Annotated in this window: 19 protein-coding genes; 10 read left to right on the forward strand and 9 right to left on the reverse strand. The window is 35.5% G+C overall.

The window, feature by feature from the left end:
- Positions 1-3 precede the first annotated feature (3 nt).
- Positions 4-534: a phosphatase PAP2 family protein gene (locus I6L50_RS09235; RefSeq protein WP_002034412.1), complete on the reverse strand. Its 531-nt coding sequence runs from the start codon at positions 532-534 to the stop codon at positions 4-6.
- A gap of 145 nt (positions 535-679) precedes the next feature.
- Positions 680-1,192, reverse strand: a complete 513-nt coding sequence (locus I6L50_RS09240; protein WP_219301169.1) for a gamma carbonic anhydrase — start codon at positions 1,190-1,192, stop codon at positions 680-682.
- 74 nt (positions 1,193-1,266) lie between these two features.
- Between I6L50_RS09240 and I6L50_RS09245 the strand changes: the two genes are divergently transcribed.
- Positions 1,267-2,070, forward strand: a complete 804-nt coding sequence (locus I6L50_RS09245) for an alpha/beta hydrolase (protein ID WP_002089108.1) — start codon at positions 1,267-1,269, stop codon at positions 2,068-2,070.
- A gap of 40 nt (positions 2,071-2,110) precedes the next feature.
- Positions 2,111-3,175 (forward strand): tetraprenyl-beta-curcumene synthase family protein, encoded by a 1,065-nt coding sequence (locus I6L50_RS09250; RefSeq protein WP_002138728.1) that lies wholly within the window; start codon positions 2,111-2,113, stop codon positions 3,173-3,175.
- Positions 3,176-3,345: 170 nt separating this feature from the next.
- On the opposite strand, the gene I6L50_RS09255 is transcribed toward I6L50_RS09250, so the two are convergent.
- The 6 genes from I6L50_RS09255 to mnmL form a co-directional block, all read right to left on the reverse strand.
- A complete protein-coding gene (locus tag I6L50_RS09255) occupies positions 3,346-4,647 on the reverse strand; it encodes a PepSY-associated TM helix domain-containing protein (protein ID WP_219301170.1) in 1,302 nt (433 codons plus the stop codon).
- Between the two features lie 155 nt (positions 4,648-4,802).
- Positions 4,803-5,477, reverse strand: coding sequence for an aspartate/glutamate racemase family protein (locus I6L50_RS09260; RefSeq protein WP_219301171.1), 675 nt, complete (start codon positions 5,475-5,477; stop codon positions 4,803-4,805).
- 24 nt (positions 5,478-5,501) lie between these two features.
- Positions 5,502-6,182 (reverse strand): hypothetical protein, encoded by a 681-nt coding sequence (locus tag I6L50_RS09265; protein WP_002067629.1) that lies wholly within the window; start codon positions 6,180-6,182, stop codon positions 5,502-5,504.
- 18 nt (positions 6,183-6,200) lie between these two features.
- On the reverse strand, positions 6,201-7,034 hold the full coding sequence (locus tag I6L50_RS09270) for an ABC transporter ATP-binding protein (RefSeq protein ID WP_002015688.1): 834 nt from the start codon (positions 7,032-7,034) through the stop codon (positions 6,201-6,203).
- Between the two features lie 185 nt (positions 7,035-7,219).
- A complete protein-coding gene (mnmM, locus tag I6L50_RS09275) occupies positions 7,220-7,792 on the reverse strand; it encodes a tRNA 5-(aminomethyl)-2-thiouridylate-methyltransferase MnmM (RefSeq protein WP_219301172.1) in 573 nt (190 codons plus the stop codon).
- Complete coding sequence (gene mnmL / locus I6L50_RS09280) at positions 7,789-8,748, reverse strand: tRNA modification radical SAM protein MnmL/YtqA (protein WP_002034421.1); 960 nt, start codon at positions 8,746-8,748, stop codon at positions 7,789-7,791. The genes mnmM and mnmL overlap by 4 nt, the downstream gene beginning before the upstream one ends.
- A gap of 111 nt (positions 8,749-8,859) precedes the next feature.
- Here mnmL and I6L50_RS09285 point away from each other — a divergent pair, with 111 nt between their 5' ends.
- The 8 genes from I6L50_RS09285 (at position 8,860) to I6L50_RS09320 (ending at position 15,899) form a co-directional block, all read left to right on the forward strand.
- Positions 8,860-9,123: a YtzC family protein gene (locus I6L50_RS09285; RefSeq protein ID WP_219301173.1), complete on the forward strand. Its 264-nt coding sequence runs from the start codon at positions 8,860-8,862 to the stop codon at positions 9,121-9,123.
- 15 nt (positions 9,124-9,138) lie between these two features.
- Complete coding sequence (locus tag I6L50_RS09290) at positions 9,139-9,288, forward strand: hypothetical protein (RefSeq protein ID WP_001129345.1); 150 nt, start codon at positions 9,139-9,141, stop codon at positions 9,286-9,288.
- Positions 9,289-9,424: 136 nt separating this feature from the next.
- Positions 9,425-10,447 (forward strand): DUF418 domain-containing protein, encoded by a 1,023-nt coding sequence (locus tag I6L50_RS09295; RefSeq protein WP_215584172.1) that lies wholly within the window; start codon positions 9,425-9,427, stop codon positions 10,445-10,447.
- A 239-nt stretch (positions 10,448-10,686) separates the two neighbouring features.
- On the forward strand, positions 10,687-11,448 hold the full coding sequence (locus I6L50_RS09300) for an ABC transporter ATP-binding protein (RefSeq protein ID WP_219301174.1): 762 nt from the start codon (positions 10,687-10,689) through the stop codon (positions 11,446-11,448).
- A gap of 17 nt (positions 11,449-11,465) precedes the next feature.
- The gene (locus I6L50_RS09305) at positions 11,466-13,325 is read left to right on the forward strand and encodes an FtsX-like permease family protein (protein WP_219301175.1); all 1,860 of its coding nucleotides are present in this window, start codon (positions 11,466-11,468) and stop codon (positions 13,323-13,325) included.
- 341 nt (positions 13,326-13,666) lie between these two features.
- Positions 13,667-14,233, forward strand: a complete 567-nt coding sequence (locus I6L50_RS09310; protein ID WP_219301176.1) for a tyrosine-type recombinase/integrase — start codon at positions 13,667-13,669, stop codon at positions 14,231-14,233.
- 34 nt (positions 14,234-14,267) lie between these two features.
- A complete protein-coding gene (locus tag I6L50_RS09315) occupies positions 14,268-14,765 on the forward strand; it encodes a cation:proton antiporter regulatory subunit (protein ID WP_001026048.1) in 498 nt (165 codons plus the stop codon).
- A 3-nt stretch (positions 14,766-14,768) separates the two neighbouring features.
- Positions 14,769-15,899, forward strand: coding sequence for a cation:proton antiporter (locus I6L50_RS09320; RefSeq protein WP_219301177.1), 1,131 nt, complete (start codon positions 14,769-14,771; stop codon positions 15,897-15,899).
- A gap of 13 nt (positions 15,900-15,912) precedes the next feature.
- Here I6L50_RS09320 and I6L50_RS09325 read toward each other — a convergent pair whose 3' ends face one another.
- Positions 15,913-16,974, reverse strand: coding sequence for a tyrosine-type recombinase/integrase (locus tag I6L50_RS09325; RefSeq protein ID WP_219301178.1), 1,062 nt, complete (start codon positions 16,972-16,974; stop codon positions 15,913-15,915).
- Positions 16,975-17,640: the final 666 nt, after the last annotated feature.

The following is a 17,640-nucleotide window of genomic DNA, read 5'->3' on the forward strand; positions in this document are numbered from 1 at the left end:
CCTTTACATGAGTGGAATGAGTTGATAAAAAGAGATGATGCCAGAGCAAGTGCCAAGGCACATGCCTACAAATACATCTGACGGATAATGAAGCCCTAAATAAATACGGGAAATACCGACGCATAATGCTAACGGTAATAGAAAAGCAAGTAAGTTTGGATTATAGCAAATAAATGGAATGAGGACAGAGAAAACAGCCGTTGTATGTCCGGATGGAAAAGAATGATCTTTTAATGGATGAACTGGATATTTCGCATCCTGAATTGTTAAATAAGGGCGTTTTCGTGGATACCATCTTTTTAATATTTGCACAGGAATATGGCTAATTGTCAAAGAAATAGCAGTTGCAATTGCAGCTTGATGCAAATTCCCTGTTGCGAAAATTAAAAAGAATAGGGTAAGTGCAATGGAAAAACTTGCACCACCGATATGGGTAATATTGCTGAAAAAGATGTTTAATGTTTTTTGATCAAAGTAGCGATTAATTCCTTTGAAGATGTAACATTCTATTTTATATAGTCCACTGACCTTCATGAGATTTTTCCTCCCTCATTTACATATATATGGAGTTATTAACTTCTATTTTAATAAGATTTTATTGAGGGGATAATAAGGTTTTGTAAAGAAAAAGTTAGATTTTTTCATAAAAAAAGCTGCCAGTCTTATGGCAGCGATAAAATCACTTTTGTAACGATTTATAATATTGTCCTTTTTCAACGTATTGTGTGCGGATACGTTCCATATCTTTACGGTCTTCTGCTGTTAATTCGCGAATGACCTTCGCAGGGCGACCGAAAGCTAACGTATTAGGAGGGATTTTCTTTCCTTGTGAAACGAGACTACCAGCACCGATGAAAGCTCCTTCACCAATTTCAGCGCCATCTAATATGATAGATCCCATTCCGATTAAAGCATCTTTTTCAATTTTGCAGCTATGTAAAATAACTTGATGCCCAACGGTAACGTCATCTTCTAAAATAAGAGGATACTGGGGGCTTTGGTGAAGTGTACATTGATCTTGTACATTTACTCTATTTCCAATTATCGTTGGTGATACATCACCGCGGATGACTGTATTAAACCAAATGCTAGATTCTTCGCCAATTGTCACATCGCCTGTAATGGTAACATAATCAGCGATAAAAGCACTACTCGCAATTTTCGGATTTTTTTCTTTGTAAGGATATATCATGTAAAGCCTTCCTTTCCTAGAGACTAGTTTTAGTGTATCAAATTATGAAAAAGAGTGAAATGGGGGAGTTTCGTATGTGGAACTATGAAGCGGAGGAAGCGAAAGCCGTCATTATTATCGTGCATGGTGCCATGGAATATCACGGGCGTTATGAAGCAGTTGCAGAAATGTGGAATCATATCGGTTATCACGTCGTTATGGGCGATCTTCCAGCACACGGAACCACTTCAAGAAATAGAGGACATATCGACTCATTTGATGAATACATAAAGGAAATAAAGTTATGGGTGAAAGAAGCAAGGAAATATAGATTGCCTATTTTTTTATTTGGTCATAGTATGGGAGGACTTGTCGTTATTCGTATGATGCAAGAAACGAAAAGAGAGGACATAGATGGGATTGTACTAAGCTCACCTTGTTTAGGAGTATTAGCTGCACCTTCCGCTTCGCTTCGTGCTGCTTCAAAAATATTAAATGTCGTTGCTCCAAAATTGCAATTTGCAACAAATCTCACTGTAGAAATGTCAACTCGTAATCATGAAGTGAGGGATGCGATGGAGAATGATTCATTGTTCTTGCGTAAAGTATCAGTACGTTGGTATAGTGAATTGATTAAGTCCATCGAGATTGCTCATGAGAAAATAGACGATTTTCCAGATGTTCCGCTCTTGCTAATGCAGGCGTGTGAGGATAAACTTGTAGATAAAACACGTGTCCGTACATGGTTTGATAATGTTAAAATTAGTGATAAGGCATATAAGGAGTGGCCTAATTGTTATCATGAGTTATTAAATGAGTATGAGCGTGATGAAATTTTGAATTATATTCAGTCATTTACTGAAATACGTGTCAATAATATAGTAGAAACAAACAAATAAATTATTATTTGTACATTTAATAGAGGAGATGAAGGAAGAAGTGAACGTACCGAGTAATCCCATAACGCTCATGGCCAAAGTATACCGTGATGTGTTTCCGGTTGTACACCATGAGCTAGCGATGTGGAAAGAGCGTGCCTACCATATTCCGAATGACGAGCTTCATAGTCAAGCGATCGCAAGTATTGAAAATAAAACGTTTCATTGCGAGGGCGGTGGTATTTTAGCGCTACTAGCAAATGAACATCGTGAGGAATGTATTCGTTTTATCGTAGCTTATCAAACGATTAGCGACTATTTAGATAATTTATGTGATCGTAGTACATCACTTGACCCGAAAGACTTTGCGGCTCTTCATGAGTCGATGGTAATGGCATTAAGCCCTGAAGTTGAAGGGGGCGGTAACTATTATCGTTATCGTGATGATCAAGATGATGGTGGTTATTTAGATGAGCTTGTTGAAACATGTCAGGATGTTTTAAAGAAAACGAAGCATTATGATAAAATTGCTCCAATTCTTCATGAACTTGCTTGTTATTATTGTGATTTGCAAATTCATAAACACGTGAAGTTAGAAGAAAGAGAACCACGCTTAAAAACATGGTTTGAAGCGCATAAAGAAAATTTACCACCGATGAGTTGGTTTGAGTTTTCAGCATGTGCAGGTTCTACGCTTGGAATTTTCTGTCTTGTAGCATATGCATTTCATGATGAGTTACATGAAGAAGATATTGTGAAAATTAGACAAGGATACTTTCCTTACGTACAAGGACTTCACATTTTACTTGATTATTTCATCGATCAAGAAGAAGACCGTATCGGAGGAGATTTGAATTTCTGTAGTTATTATGAAAACGAGCAAGCTATATTAGATCGTATGAAACATTTTGTAGAAGAAGCAGAGAAGAGCATTGGTGATTTGCCTCATGCGAAGTTTCATCGTCTCATAAGCCGAGGATTACTTGGTATTTACTTATCAGACCAAAAAGTATCAGCGCAAAAGAATATGAACAAAATGGCACGGCGCATTGTAAAATACGGAGGGCTTACTTCACGATTCTTCTATTGGAACGGGAAGATGTACCGAAAGAAAATGGCGCAGTGATGAAGAGACCATCTCAAAAGGTATTTTGGGATGGTTTTTTCCTATTAATAGGTTGCTCCTATTATCGTATTTTGTAGTTAAGTCGATATAATTTCATGTGCTGTTGCAATTTTGCTCAATAATGAAAAAGGGACAGTCCAAAATTAGATTTTTTGGACTGTCCCTTTTTACTATGATCGTATTTTTGAAAATACATATATGAGAAGTTCAATCGCGAAAATAACTAAAACAGATAGTCCGAATAAAGGCATGACAGCGCCTAGTATAACCATCATGATAAAGAAAACGAATGTGCTTTTCTTATCTCTTTGCTTAGGAGGTGCTGCTAATTTTCCTTTCGGCCTTCTTGCTAACCACATTTTTACTCCGTAATAAATAAGAAGTAATAAAGATAACGTCGTTAGTAAGCATAATATTTTATTTGGCCATCCGAATAAATGTCCTTCGTGAAGCGGGATACCGTAAGTAAACCATTGTGCAAATAATCCATAATCACGATAGTCCGTTTTCGAAATGAGTTCTCCGCTATATTGATCAAAGTAAGCTGTTATTTCTTCATTTGGTGCCACATCCATACCCGTAATACCGGAACCGCTTGATTTCGAAACAGTGAATACACCTTTCGGATCAGTCGGTAGTGAGATAACGTATGGCTTCTTTATTTCAATTCCTTTTTGTAATTCATCAACTGAAATTGCTTTTGGTTCATTTGAGTTTGATTCCGGAGGAGCTTCTTTTCTTGTTGCCCAGGGTAATTCTTTTACCTTTGATTCAGGTGGTGCCATATACAATTTCGGATATCCGATTGATTCATTCGACGCTGCGATTTTATAAATTTGGTTACCCATAAATCCTGACCAAGGTAAACCTGATGCAACTAAAAGAACGAGAGGAATTGTAAATATAATACCGATAATAGAATGACGTCGTTTTGCCTTTTCTCGCTTATTGGATGCTGGTGTGTTTTTGAATTGGCGTATACTCATATACAACCCGGTTACAATTAAAAAGATTGTCCAGCACGCTGCAAGTTCTACAATATAATTGACGACAGTGCCACCGACTAAAAGGGAACTATGTAATTCCCGCATTATATTGGCAAATGTTTCAGTTGCATTTTGATCCCCAACAATTTGATTATTGCTATCTAAATACACAAATTTTTGCTTTCCTGTATATTCATTAGCAATGGTAAGTCTCGTATTATAATCCCCATTAAACTCACTAATTTTCGCCACACTATAATGTGGATATTTTTTCTCTGTTAAGAAAAGCGAATCAGCCATCGAAATAGATTCTGTTTGGGCGCTCTTCCCAAAATATAAATCTTTATAGATGAAATCTTCAACTTCTTCCCGAAATAAATACCCAATTCCGCTCAGTGACAAAGTAATAAGAAGCGGCGTAATAAAAAGCCCGGCATAAAAATGCCAACGCCAAAAAATGTAATGAAGCGAACGATTTTGTTTCATACTTCAGTTCCCCTAACCTTCCCTATATGAATAAACTACTTATTTAATATAGCGAGATTAAGTGTGATTACTTTGAAAGAATTGTGAAAAAAGTTAAAAGTTTTGGTTGTTTTTATCAAACATAAAACACATTTTAAAAAGGATGTGTTCTATGTTTATGAAGACTTTTTTATATTTGATGCATAGATCCTAACAACTGCTTTCGCAAGACATTGAGCGGAATCAACAAAGTCCTCACTCACCACCACATTCAAATCGGTACATGCGATAATAGCGGTATCTACTTCGTCTTTTAACTGTAAAACGAGCAGACTCCATAATTTACGAGCTTCCTCAATTTCTCCGCCTTTAATACAAGTAATAATTTGATTAATCATTTCTTGCCATTGTTCATTATGAATGTACTCTATATTACGTTTTGTAATCCCGTCTTGGTAAATACCTGCTTGAACAGTTGCTTCTGTTGCAAGAAGAGCGACTCTTTTTGTATTTTCAGGAATTGCTTTTAACGTCTCATCGACTATATTCAAAATAGGAATGGTAATAGAACGTTGTAATTCCTCGAAATAAAGATGCGCTGTATTACATGGCATTGCGATGAAATCTACACCAGTACTTTCAAGTTTTTGCGCTCCTTCAATAATCGCTTTTTTCATCGCCGCATGATCAATAGGGCGATCCATATAAAACGGTGTTGGGCACGAATAAATCATCATATGAGGAAAGTCTATATCATGCTTTGCTCCATATATTGTTTGGCACTCTGCTACAACTGTATCGACGAATGGTCCGGTTGATTTTGGACCCATTCCTGCTAGTATTCCAATCATTGTTTAGTCCCCTTTAATATGTAATCAAAAACGTTTTCTGCGAACGAGAAACAGAAATAAAGTAAGTAATAAAAATGAATATACGATAGCCCAAGCTGTAAGCCATAGAGTATGAGTAAGTATATTATATTTGTATTGTCCAAGCATTATAAAGCTTTCGACAGGTGGTAAAAACCATAGTAACTCTTTTTTTAACCGGATTGAGGCAATCGTCATAAGTAATATAAATGTAAGACTAAGCCAAGCGGTGCTTGCTTTTTGAATAATATTTCTAGTAAATAATGTTGCGATTGAAATTCCTAGTATAGATAAAGACATGTGAGCGAGAAATCCGACTAGAAATAAAGAAGCTGTCATTTTTTCATTAAACATTTGCAAAATAATTGGATAGATTACGGATATAAAAGATAAAACAGTACAAATAAGAAGAGCCGTAATATATTTACCAACGTATAATGCCGAAATATTATTTGTATGTGAAATAGTGATTTGTTCTTGTACAGGATCTTCAGTATGAAAAATTGTGACTGTAATCCAGGCAGATAATAAATAAAGGGCGAGAGCTGTTTCTAAGTATGTCGGTACAATAGGAGTCGGTTTATATGTATATACAAAAAGTAAGCTTATGCAGTACATCGCAATAGGAGGAATGTACTTATACGACTTTGTGTAGTCGAGAAAATGGTAACGAATAAGCGCAAACATAATAAACCTTCTTTCGATTTAAAAATTAGGCTGTAGCAGTGTGATAGATGCTTTTTTATGTAATAAAAACTGAAGCATTTCGTTTGTATATTCCTTTTCGATTTGTAATTGAATGAGGTTTTGATTTGAATTGTGTGTAACTTGTATAAATCCTGATTGCTTTTGTAGTTCTATAGATGAAAATGTTTCGTGAACAATTGCCTCAATATAGACCTGTTCTGTTGATTTTTGCACAGAGGTATCTTCCGCAATTGTATGATTTGCTAATGTCACAATTCTATCGGCGAAGTTTTCTAGTAGTTGTTTTTCGTGACATGTGAAGAGTATAGATATGCCTTGTTGTTTTAATGAGAGTAAAATATGCTCTAATTCTTGCTGAGAGTTAGGATCGAGCCCAGAAAGAGGTTCATCTAGAATTAATAAATGGACGTCCGTAAGTAATGCTTGCATAATGCCTGTTTTTTGTTTCATACCTTTTGAAAAGTTTCGTACAACGTAATGCTTTGCATGATGTAGATGAAAAGATTCAAGGAGCATCGGAATTTTATTTCTTAAATATTTTGTTGATAAACCGTGAATGTGGCCGAGATGATATAAATAATCCTCTAATGTAAAACGAATTCCTTCAGGAAAATGTTCAGGGACATAACCGATTTGTATATGTTCTTTTCTTTGAAGTGTCCCTGCCGTAGGTGGAATAAAGCCTGCAATTATTTTGAGTAAAGTACTTTTTCCAGTCCCGTTCCCACCAATAATAGCGAGTGCTTCTCCTTCTGGAATGGATAAATCGATGTTGTCTAGTATAAGTGATTTGCCATACTTCTTTTGAATTCCCCTTAGTTCTACTAGCAAAGTTCTATCCTTCTTTCTTCAAATATTGTATACATCCATTATATAGGAGAATAAGAAAAAGACGTGCAATGAATGCACGTCTTTTTTTGTTATGTTTTGTCGAATGATCGATATATCTGAAAAATCGTTGATATAATTATCCCGCTATTTGCCGGACAGTAAACCTCACTGATTAAAGTTTCACTTTATCGCTTCTCAATTGCCACAATAAATGGTGGGTTATTTTGCTGGTTAATGAAGCCGTATCGCAAAACGTGAGCTTCTTTTTGATCTAGTTCTTCTGCAAATGTGAGAACAGCGTCGCGTTCTACTTGTCCTTCTGGGTGTCCGTGATAAATGACAAGGACGATGATACCTTCGGGTGCCATTACGTCTAATAGTTGTTCGATCGCTGAGATTGTTGAGTTCGGTTTTGTGACAATATGCTTGTCACCGCCAGGAAGGTAACCTAAGTTGAAGATTGCTCCTGTTACTTTTCCTTTTGCGTCGTCTGGTAATACGGATAAGAGTGTATCGTGACTACCATGAACTAAAACAGTACGTTCGAAAAGTTCTTTTTCTTTCAGGCGGATAGTAGAGCTTTCGATTGCTTCTTTTTGAATATCAAATCCAAATACTTTTCCGTTATCCCCAACGATTTCAGCTAGAAAGCAAGTGTCATGTCCATTGCCAAGCGTTGCATCTACTGCGTAATCGTCTTCTTTAACAGCCGTTTGCAGCAGCGAGCGAGCAAACGGTAATACACGTTCTAATTTCATTTTTGTTTCTCCTCATTTGCATATTTTCCTTGCCAGCTTCCGCGGCGTACAAATTCTGCATCGATGGAATTTAATACTTCCCATTTATTTAAGCTCCACATTGGACCGATCATTAAATCAGGTGGACCGTCACCTGTGATGCGGTGCACAATTACGTCTTCTGGAATAATTTCAAGTTGATCAACAACAAGACTTACGTAATCTTCAAGAGAAAGGAATTCTAATTGTCCTTTTTCGTATTGCTTCACCATTGGCGTTCCTTTTAATAAATGAAGTAAATGAATTTTAATTCCTTGTACGTCAAGTTTTGCTACTTCACGAGTTGTTTCCATCATCATGTCGTAATCTTCAAGGGGAAGACCGTTAATAATATGAGAGCAAACTCTAATGCCATGTTTGCGTAATTTATTTACGCCTTCCACATAAGATGGATAATCGTGAGCACGGTTAATAAGATTTGCAGTACGTTCATGAACAGTTTGTAGTCCGAGTTCAACCCAAAGGTACGTACGTTTATTTAAGTCCGCTAAATATTCAACGACATCGTCTGGTAAACAATCTGGACGAGTTGCGATAGAAAGACCGACAACGTCTTTTTCTGCTAGAAGCGGTTCGAATTTTTCTTTTAACACTTCAAGTGGTGCATGTGTATTTGTGTAAGCCTGAAAATAAGCGATACATTTTCCGTCTTTCCACTTTGAGCGCATTTTTTCTTTCATTTCATGATATTGCGTTATAACATCATCGCGGCGATCACCAGCGAAGTCACCAGATCCAGCAGCACTACAAAACGTGCAGCCGCCGTAAGCAACTGTACCGTCACGGTTCGGGCAATCGAAGCCAGCATCTAATGAAACTTTAAAGATTTTTTCACCAAATTCATTTCGTAAGTGGTAATTCCATGTATGATAACGTTTATTGTCATTTGTATATGGAAAAGGGTTTTGAACCTTCATTATTTTCCCTCCTAAGACGAGTCAAAATGAAACAAAATCCATTATAACATACTCATAAGGTTCATATGGAAGGGACACACTAAAGGGGAATTGAAGCAAGGAGGGACAATTATGGCAGAGCGTCAATCACTTGAAGAGTATATTACACAGGCAGAACAAGAGGTGGAATATGCGAAAGAACAATTAGACCAAGGCATGAGACAAGAGCATTACAATACGATGGAGTATTCGGATGCTCAGTTACAATTAGAACAAGCATATAACGACTTACAAACTATGCAGCAACATGCGAATGATGAGCAGCGTGAGCAGTTAAATAGAGCACGTATGGCAATTCGCCAATTGCAACATCAAATGATTATTACACCGCACTAAGAAGGAGTGAATGTAATGGCGAAACGTTCAGATCAAAATAATCCAGAGCAAAAAACGCAAAATGGACATAACGCTGAGTTTTCAAATGAGCTTGATCCGGTTGTGCAAGTGAAACAGCGTAATAGTAAAAAAGGACAACCGCAAAGATCAAAACAATCAGAGTAAACCAGGTCGCAATATGACCTGGTTTTATTTTGCTATATGACAATAATGTAAGATTCCTGTAAGGTTTGTCGATAGTTGTAAGCTTATTTTTCCAGTAGAGTAGGGGAGGATTTAATTTAGGACAAGGAGTTGCATTATGGGGAACAATATTACAAACAAACGAATTGATGAGTTAGATTACATTCGTGGCTTCGCATTACTGGGGATTATTTTAGTAAATATTTTGGCGTTACTGAATATTAAAGTTCCAGATCCTAGTACAGTGGATGCAAGTTATCAAAGGTTTCTATACTTATTTGTAGAAGGTCGTTTCTTCTCAATCTTTTCATTCTTATTTGGAGTAGGATTCTATATCTTCATTACAAGAGCAATTGCGAAAGGGAAGAATGGATATGTTCTATTTCTACGCCGCTTAGTTGCACTATTTATTTTTGGTTTGATTCATCAAATGTTTCAGCCTGGGGAAGCACTAGCGTTATACGCAATTTGTGGATTAGTCACTTTACCATTTTATAAAGTGAAGAAGCAAATAAATTTAGTAATCGGTCTTATTCTTACGATAGTTTTTAGTATTATGGCAGCTAAGGAATTATTACCATTAGGTTTAATTTTATTAGGTCTTGCTGCAGGACAATACAAAGTATTTGAAAATCTTTCAGCGAAAATAAAGCAAGTCGCTATTTTTACAGGTGTTATGTTTGTTTTAAGTGTGATAGCTTTATGGTATCAATATGGGCATGTTCCTGCTGAACCATTTGTAAATATGATACTTATGACTGAGGATGGAACAATGGATGCTGCAGGTCAATTCTTAAAAATTGGTGTTACAGTTGGACCAATTATTTCAGCTTTTTATGTCGGAGCATTAATTTTGCTACTTCAATTAAAACCAGTTCAAACTTTGTTAGCACCACTGAAATATTACGGTCGTATGGCTTTAACAAATTATATTGGACAAACTGCAATGATTTTAATCGCAGGTAGTGTGTTTAACTTTGCAGGTAATTTAACATATATGCAAACGTTATATGTATGTATCGCAATTTATGCCATTCAAATTATTTTCAGTATGATTTGGATGAAAATCTTTAAAATGGGTCCACTAGAATGGATTTGGCGTGTTATTACGTATTGGACGGTAACGCCTTTAAAGAAATAAGAGTAGGAAATAGGCTGTTCCACATGCGAAACAGCCTATTTTTATTGTCATCTTTTGTCGGTAAGTCGATATATTTGAAAAATCGCTGATAAAATTGCATTTACTAATGAAAAAACTAAGCTTACATGCTCAGTTTTTTTTCTTACAAAAGTGTAAGGTAATTGTAATGTTAATAAATAGCAGTTCACCTCCAAAAGGCGCAAAATAGGTAATGGAAAAACAAGCGTAGGAGGATATATATGACGAAACCAGTTGTAGACGTGAAAAACGTTCAAAAAGTGTACGGTAAAAAAGGTGAGAACCAATCACACGCGTTAAAAGGTGTATCATTCTCAATTCAAGAGGGTGAATTTGTTGGTATTATGGGACCATCTGGTTCTGGTAAAACGACATTATTAAATGTAATTTCAACGCTTGATAAAGCAACGGGTGGCGTTGTTGAAATTGCGGGTACGGACATTACGAAAATGAAGCAAGGTGAGCTTTCTGATTTCCGTTCGCAAAAGTTAGGATTCATTTTCCAAGACTTCAACTTATTAGAGAACTTATCTATTTATGAGAACATTGCACTTCCACTTTCACTTCAAGGTGTTTCATCACGTAATATTGGACCGAAAGTAGAGAAAGTAGCGGCTATGTTAGGGATTACAGAAATTCTTCAAAAGTATCCAACTGAAGTATCCGGTGGACAGAAACAACGTTCAGCAGCAGCGCGTGCACTAGTGCATGAGCCGGCAATTATTTTAGGAGACGAGCCAACAGGAGCTCTTGATTCGAAAAATGCAGCAAGTTTACTTGATGCGATGACAAACTTAAATGAAGAACAAGGCGTATCTATTATGATGGTTACGCATGATCCATATAGTGCAAGTTACTGTCAGCGTATTTTATTCATTCAAGATGGTGAGCTATATAAAGAAATTCACCGCGGTGGTACGCGTGAAGAATTTTATAAAGAAATTTTAGATGTGCTTGCGGACTTAGGCACACAAAAAGCGTAAGAAGGGAGGTCTAGGGCATGTTATTTAAACTTTCCATGTCAGGGCTAAAGAGTAAGCTGAAAGATTATATTGTCTTACTTGTTGGTCTTGTCATGTCGATTTCAATTTTTTATATGTTCCAAACGTTAGCGCTGAATAAAGCGTTTATCGAATCCAATTCTGTTATTAAGTCTATTGGTTTCGTATTCCAAGCAGGTTCATTTTTATTAGCAATTATAACGTTCTTCTACATTTTATATGCAAACTCTTTCTTATTATCTCTTCGTCAAAAAGAGTTTGGTATGTACATGATGTTAGGTGCAAAAAAGCATAAAGTTACATTACTTATGTTTATTGAAACGATTGTATTAGGTGCTGCGTCTCTTGCGATTGGACTTACAGTTGGTGTAGGACTTGCAGAAGGTATCGGACAGTTATTAATGAAACAATTAGAATTTTCTGGTGAAGGCTATAAGGCATTTTATCTACCATCTATGACTGTTACTTGCATCTTCTTCTTTGCACTATTTGTATTATCAGCAATTATGAACAGTATTAAATTATCACGTATTTCTGTACTGCAACTTGTACATGCGGATGCACAAACAGAGCGTGTTGCGGTAAAAGGAAAAATGACAGGTGTCGTTGCAATCCTTGCTGTTATTTTATTAGGAATTGGCTATGCTTCAATGATCTATATGGAAAAATTAAGAGAAATGGGAATCCTTATTGCATTAATTACAACAACAACTGGTACTTACATGCTATTTGGATCACTTCTCCCAGTTATCATTAGAAAGTTAAAGAGTAATAAAAAACGTAGTGAAAAAGGACTTAACGCTTTTACGTTTGCACAATTAAATTTCCGTATAAATAGCTTAACGAAAGTACTTGCAACGGTAGCGATGTTAGTTGCTCTTGGAGCAGGTGCAATTTCAGGTGGTATGGCGTTTAAAAATAACGTTATAAAAATGGTTGATGGTTTAGTAATATATGATTCAGTTATTCATAACCCAACAGCTGAAGAAAAGAAAATTTTAGATGGTATTACATTTAAAGAGAAAAATGAATATCGTTACAAAGTTGATAATAAATACGTTTATTATGTAAAAGAAGATTTAGAGAAAAACCCTCCTTTCGTACAAGATACAAAACAGATGGAAAGTATGAAGGATTTAGGAAAAACAAAGAAAGTTTCAGAGGAACTGCCAGTAGGTGCAGTTTCTAGAGAAATGAATGAAAAAGATGCGAGTGCTAAAGAACTTCCAGAAGAATGGAACGAGGCTTTCAGAACAATTCAGCCATTTTATCTATATGAAGATCATGCAATTAAAATTGTAGATCAGAAAATGTACGATACTGTAAATGGTAAAGAAGGAATCGTAGTTACTGGAAAAACAGACGATTTTGTAGCATACACAAAAGAATGGAAAAAACTTGACGAGTTGCAGCTAGTTAAATATAAAAATGTAAAAGCTGAAAGATTAGATAGTAAATATCAATCTTACAATGGATTCTACGGCATTGCGAGTGGAACAGTATTTATGGGATTCTTCCTTGGAATTGCGTTCTTAGCAATGATGGCAAGTTGTTTAATGTTTAAAATTCTTTCTGGTGCATCAAAAGATATTACGCGTTATCAAATGCTTCGCAAAATCGGTGTGCGTCGTGAGTTATTAACGAAATCGATTTATAAAGAATTATTCTTAGTATTCTTATTCCCAGCAATTGTGGGGATCGCTCACGTATTAGTTGGTATGAATATTTTCGGATTTATTTTAATGGATCCTTACTTCCGTATTTGGGTTCCAATCGTAATTTTCGTAGTTATTTATGCGATTTATTACTTCATTACAGTTCAATTGTATAAAGGAATTGTTCTTCCGAAAGAAGATTAATGAAAAACCGAGCGAAACTGCTCGGTTTTTTATATTTTCAGAAAAAACACTTTAATGTTACTGAAATGTATAATATAATGTAAATAAGTAACATAATATGAAAGTATCAGCAACCGAAAAATGAAAGGAGGAATCCGATCTGTAGAAAGAAGCTGAACTTGTACTCCCCCTATTTTTTCTACCCACACCGTATTTGTACAATCATAAATTTCCAAATGAAAAATTGTCGTAAGAGTATATTGTGAAAATAATGGATAATACATGGAAATCTCATAGCATGATAAGGTAAAATGGACAGGATAATGAGAAAATTACCGTTCATAAGATGAGGAGATACATGTATGGAAGTTGTAGAGGCATTAAAAGATATAAGCCAAATTGAGGCTATGAAAAAGTATTTAAAAGAGCACTCGCAGCGAGATTATCTTTTATTTGTTATTGGAATTAACACTGGATTAAAGATCACTGAGCTACTTAGTATGAAATTTGAAGAGGTATTAAATGAAGATAAGACTGTTAAAGAGTTTTATTCTCTTCCTGTGAAAGATGAAAAATTTAAACAAGATATTTATTTAAATACAAAAGTAAAAGAAGCCCTTTTAACGTACGTACAATCTATTGATGCTCAAAGAGAAAACTACGTATTTCAATCTAATAAAACGACAAATTCAATCTCGCGCCAACAAGCGTATCGTGTTATCCATAGCGCAGCTGAAGCGGTTGGGATACTTGGTAAGATTGGAACGAATTCAATGCGAAAAACATTTGGATTTCATGCGTACAAAAGAGGAATAGCGATTGCGCTATTGCAAAAGCATTTTCATCACGCAACTCCATCAGAAACGCTCAAGTATTTAGGAATCTCAAAAGATGAGAAGTTTAAAACAGAGATTGATGTAGATTTGTAAAAGCCGTAACTAAAAACTTTAGGAGGCGGAAAATATGAATATTAGAGAGAGTGAACTACCGGGCATTGGATGTAAATTCGAAGTGATAACAAAAGGTAATGAAAAAATGGTTATTGTTATTCATGATGATGGAAGAAGGGAAATGTACCATTTTGATGCGGATCATGATGAGAGTATTTCAAGCATTTCTCTTCGTGATTCTGAAGCGAGACAAATTGCGGCTATATTAGGCGGAATGGTATATAGGCCGCAAGCGCTAGACACAATTGAGATGGCTTTTGAAGGATTATCAATTGAATGGTTTAAGGTGGAGAATAATGCACCAGTAGTACAACAAACAATTGGTAGCTTACATGTCAGAAAAACATATAACGTAACGATTATTGCTATTTTGAAAAAGAATATGAAGAAATTCTTTAATCCAGGTCCAGACTCTATTATTGAAGCTGGCGATATGCTCGTATTGTCGGGTGAAAGACATGAAGTGAAAAGAATTATTAATGAATTGCTTTCAGCAGGAGGTGATTCCTAATCGATGGATACTTTAATCTTTGAAGTTGGAACTGCGTTAGTATTAGTAGCTTTTGCAGCTATCCTCGCTGCGAAGTTAAAGTTCTCGATTATTCCGTTTCTCATTATACTCGGTATGTTAGTGGGGCCTCATGCCCCAGATTTAGGACTTATCGATTTAAGGTTTATTGAAAGCGGAGAAGTTATTTCCTTCCTCGGCCGTGTTGGCGTCATATTCCTCTTATTCTATTTAGGTTTAGAATTCTCAATAAAAAAATTAATTAAATCAGGAAAGTCGATTGCTTTTGGGGGTAGTGTTCATATATCGCTTAATTTCATATTAGGTTTACTTTATGGATATGTTATGGGCTTCCCCTTATTAGAAACGTTAATTATTGCTGGAATTATTACAATCTCATCGAGTGCAATTGTTGCAAAAGTAATTGTTGATTTAAGAAGATCTGGTAATAAAGAGACTGAATTAATATTAGGAATCATTATGTTTGATGATATCTTTTTAGCTGTATATTTATCAGTCGTTTCAGGGTTAGTACTCGGTGGTGCAACATCATTTGTAGGTGCTCTTACATCGGTGTTAATCGCGGTAGGGTATATGCTCCTATTCTTTGTAATCGCTAGAAAAGCTACGCCGTTTCTAAATAAAGTATTAGATATTTCGTCAAACGAAATTTTTATTATCGTAATATTCGCTATTTTATTCTTTGTAGCAGGATTTTCAGAAACAATTCATGTTGCGGAAGCGATTGGGGCTTTATTGTTAGGACTCGTCTTTTCAGAAACAGAGCATAGTGACCGGATCGAGCATCTCGTCGTCCCGTTTCGTGATTTCTTTGGAGCTATATTTTTCTTCAGCTTCGGTTTAAGTATAGATCCGTTTTCGCTTGGAGGAGCAGTATGGTTGGCATTAGGAGCAGTTTTCATTACTCTCATCGGTAATTTTACAGCTGGAATGATTGCAGGGCGTAAAGCCGGGTTATCGCATAAGGCTTCTACGAATATCGGTTTAACACTTATATCACGTGGGGAATTCTCCATTATTGTCGCGAATCTCGGAATAGCGGGTGGCTTAATGGCAACGATTAAACTTAAGTTATTAATATCAATGCTTGGTGTAAACATGGTAACGACTTGGTAATGAATTTTAATTATTATACCAAGTCATTCTCCATAAATGCAACTACTTCTGCTTGTTTTGATGGGTATAAATGACTGTAAGTGTTTAAAGTTGTTGCCACATTTGAGTGACCGAGTCGCTGAGCTACTACTAGTGGATTTACGCCTTTGTTAATAAGGTAAGATGCATGAGAATGCCTGAATTCATGTAAAAGGATTTTCTTTACACCAGAAAGATTAGTGTATTTTAAGTATCTTTTGTCGAGTGTAGTCGTAGCTATGCTGTTATAAAACTCCCCAAATACAACATAATCTGTTTTTACAGGCGACTTTTTCATACTAGCCTTCTTAAGTGTTATTAATAGGTTCATGACATGGGAAGATAACATAACAATTCTGTTTGACGATTTTGTTTTTGGCTTTGTAATCTGTCTGTTATATTCTGTTTTGTTAATATTTATACTCTTCTCATCAAAATTTATATCATTCCAAGTTAAAGCTAACAACTCTCCTTTTCGAGCACCACTGTAATAAAGAGTTGAAAAAAAAGCTATGTACATTGGGTCATCTACAACTTCAATAAATTGCTTAAACTCTTCAAATTGCCAAAAATTCATTCTTTTATTTGACTCAACTTCAAAATTGCCAGCAATTCGTGCAGGATTACTAGTTAATCCATGGAATTTTATCGCGAAATTGAATATGGCTGAAAGTACAGTGTGAATTCTTTTTAGAGAATCAGCTGAATACGTATGTATGATTTTATTTTGATAGTTCATGATATGTTTTGTTGTAATCCGATCGATTTTCATTCTGCCAAATTCAGTAATTAAATGGCGATAAATTGTATTTTTTACAGTAGTAATCGAAGACTGTTTCCGCCTCTGACAATACCAATCAAAATAACTATCCGCAATTTGAGCAAACGTTAAGTTCGAGTTTGTTTCTTTTTCAACTAACATTTTAGCTTCCGCTTCACGTGCTTCTTTTTTCGTTTTAAATCCACGACGTTTTACTTGTTTTTGAGTACCATCAAATTGACGGACTCTGACAACAAAAAAATATGTTCCTCGTTCTTTATCTTTGTAGATCACCATAAGAATCCCTCCTGTATATATAAAGATTGATAATTCGATTTATTGAGTAGATTATAACTTGTCTGTTACCAAAAGAAAAGGCTCTCAAAATAAATTGAGAGCCTTTCTTCGACTATACCACTTTACTTTTACTAACATATTACCTACATGAAAATAAAATTCCCCACTAGGATTAATGGGGAGATTGGTTAGGGACACCAATCAGGATGGAACAAGTAAGGATAAAATAATAGTACCATATCTAATGGCGTGACACATATTGAGAAAGTTCGACATTTGTTTCTTATAATATTGTAATGTGATTTGAAATTGGTTGGGCGAAATTATTAAAAAATGGCTGGTTTCTACACGTGATTTTAGTAGAATATAATAAAAATGAACCAATATTCATTAGAAATGGAAAATTTTTAAATTAATTTTTATGGAAATACAACAAATTTCTCGGGTCATATATTTATCAAGTTGTAAGGGGTTGGAAGAGAATGTAGGTTCGTGATAACATTGATTTTGTATACAGGATAGGGGTTTCTGTCAAGTGAATAGACGGAATAATCGCAAGAAACAAAAGGTGTAAAAACTCGCAGAGCGTGTGTAGGAGGTAATTCTAATAAAGCAATCATACGCCGCCTCTTAGAGGTACTTAGTTAGGAAACATTTCGTTTACGA

This window comes from Bacillus sp. FDAARGOS_1420 (genome assembly GCF_019344915.1).
Classification (GTDB): Bacteria; Bacillota; Bacilli; order Bacillales; family Bacillaceae_G; genus Bacillus_A; species Bacillus_A mycoides.

What these genes read in the sequence shown, in the direction of transcription:
- I6L50_RS09315 (WP_001026048.1), top strand. Translation starts at nt 14,268, where the DNA reads ATGAATATTAGAGAGAGTGAACTACCGGGCATTGGATGTAAATTCGAA.
- I6L50_RS09320 (WP_219301177.1), top strand. Translation starts at nt 14,769, where the DNA reads ATGGATACTTTAATCTTTGAAGTTGGAACTGCGTTAGTATTAGTAGCT.
- I6L50_RS09310 (WP_219301176.1), top strand. Translation starts at nt 13,667, where the DNA reads ATGGAAGTTGTAGAGGCATTAAAAGATATAAGCCAAATTGAGGCTATG.
- I6L50_RS09260 (WP_219301171.1), bottom strand. Translation starts at nt 5,477, where the DNA reads ATGATTGGAATACTAGCAGGAATGGGTCCAAAATCAACCGGACCATTC.
- mnmM (WP_219301172.1), bottom strand. Translation starts at nt 7,792, where the DNA reads ATGAAATTAGAACGTGTATTACCGTTTGCTCGCTCGCTGCTGCAAACG.
- I6L50_RS09300 (WP_219301174.1), top strand. Translation starts at nt 10,687, where the DNA reads ATGACGAAACCAGTTGTAGACGTGAAAAACGTTCAAAAAGTGTACGGT.
- I6L50_RS09285 (WP_219301173.1), top strand. Translation starts at nt 8,860, where the DNA reads ATGGCAGAGCGTCAATCACTTGAAGAGTATATTACACAGGCAGAACAA.
- I6L50_RS09295 (WP_215584172.1), top strand. Translation starts at nt 9,425, where the DNA reads ATGGGGAACAATATTACAAACAAACGAATTGATGAGTTAGATTACATT.
- I6L50_RS09265 (WP_002067629.1), bottom strand. Translation starts at nt 6,182, where the DNA reads ATGTTTGCGCTTATTCGTTACCATTTTCTCGACTACACAAAGTCGTAT.
- I6L50_RS09245 (WP_002089108.1), top strand. Translation starts at nt 1,267, where the DNA reads ATGTGGAACTATGAAGCGGAGGAAGCGAAAGCCGTCATTATTATCGTG.
- I6L50_RS09240 (WP_219301169.1), bottom strand. Translation starts at nt 1,192, where the DNA reads ATGATATATCCTTACAAAGAAAAAAATCCGAAAATTGCGAGTAGTGCT.
- mnmL (WP_002034421.1), bottom strand. Translation starts at nt 8,748, where the DNA reads ATGAAGGTTCAAAACCCTTTTCCATATACAAATGACAATAAACGTTAT.
- I6L50_RS09255 (WP_219301170.1), bottom strand. Translation starts at nt 4,647, where the DNA reads ATGAAACAAAATCGTTCGCTTCATTACATTTTTTGGCGTTGGCATTTT.
- I6L50_RS09305 (WP_219301175.1), top strand. Translation starts at nt 11,466, where the DNA reads ATGTTATTTAAACTTTCCATGTCAGGGCTAAAGAGTAAGCTGAAAGAT.
- I6L50_RS09325 (WP_219301178.1), bottom strand. Translation starts at nt 16,974, where the DNA reads ATGGTGATCTACAAAGATAAAGAACGAGGAACATATTTTTTTGTTGTC.
- I6L50_RS09290 (WP_001129345.1), top strand. Translation starts at nt 9,139, where the DNA reads ATGGCGAAACGTTCAGATCAAAATAATCCAGAGCAAAAAACGCAAAAT.
- I6L50_RS09235 (WP_002034412.1), bottom strand. Translation starts at nt 534, where the DNA reads ATGAAGGTCAGTGGACTATATAAAATAGAATGTTACATCTTCAAAGGA.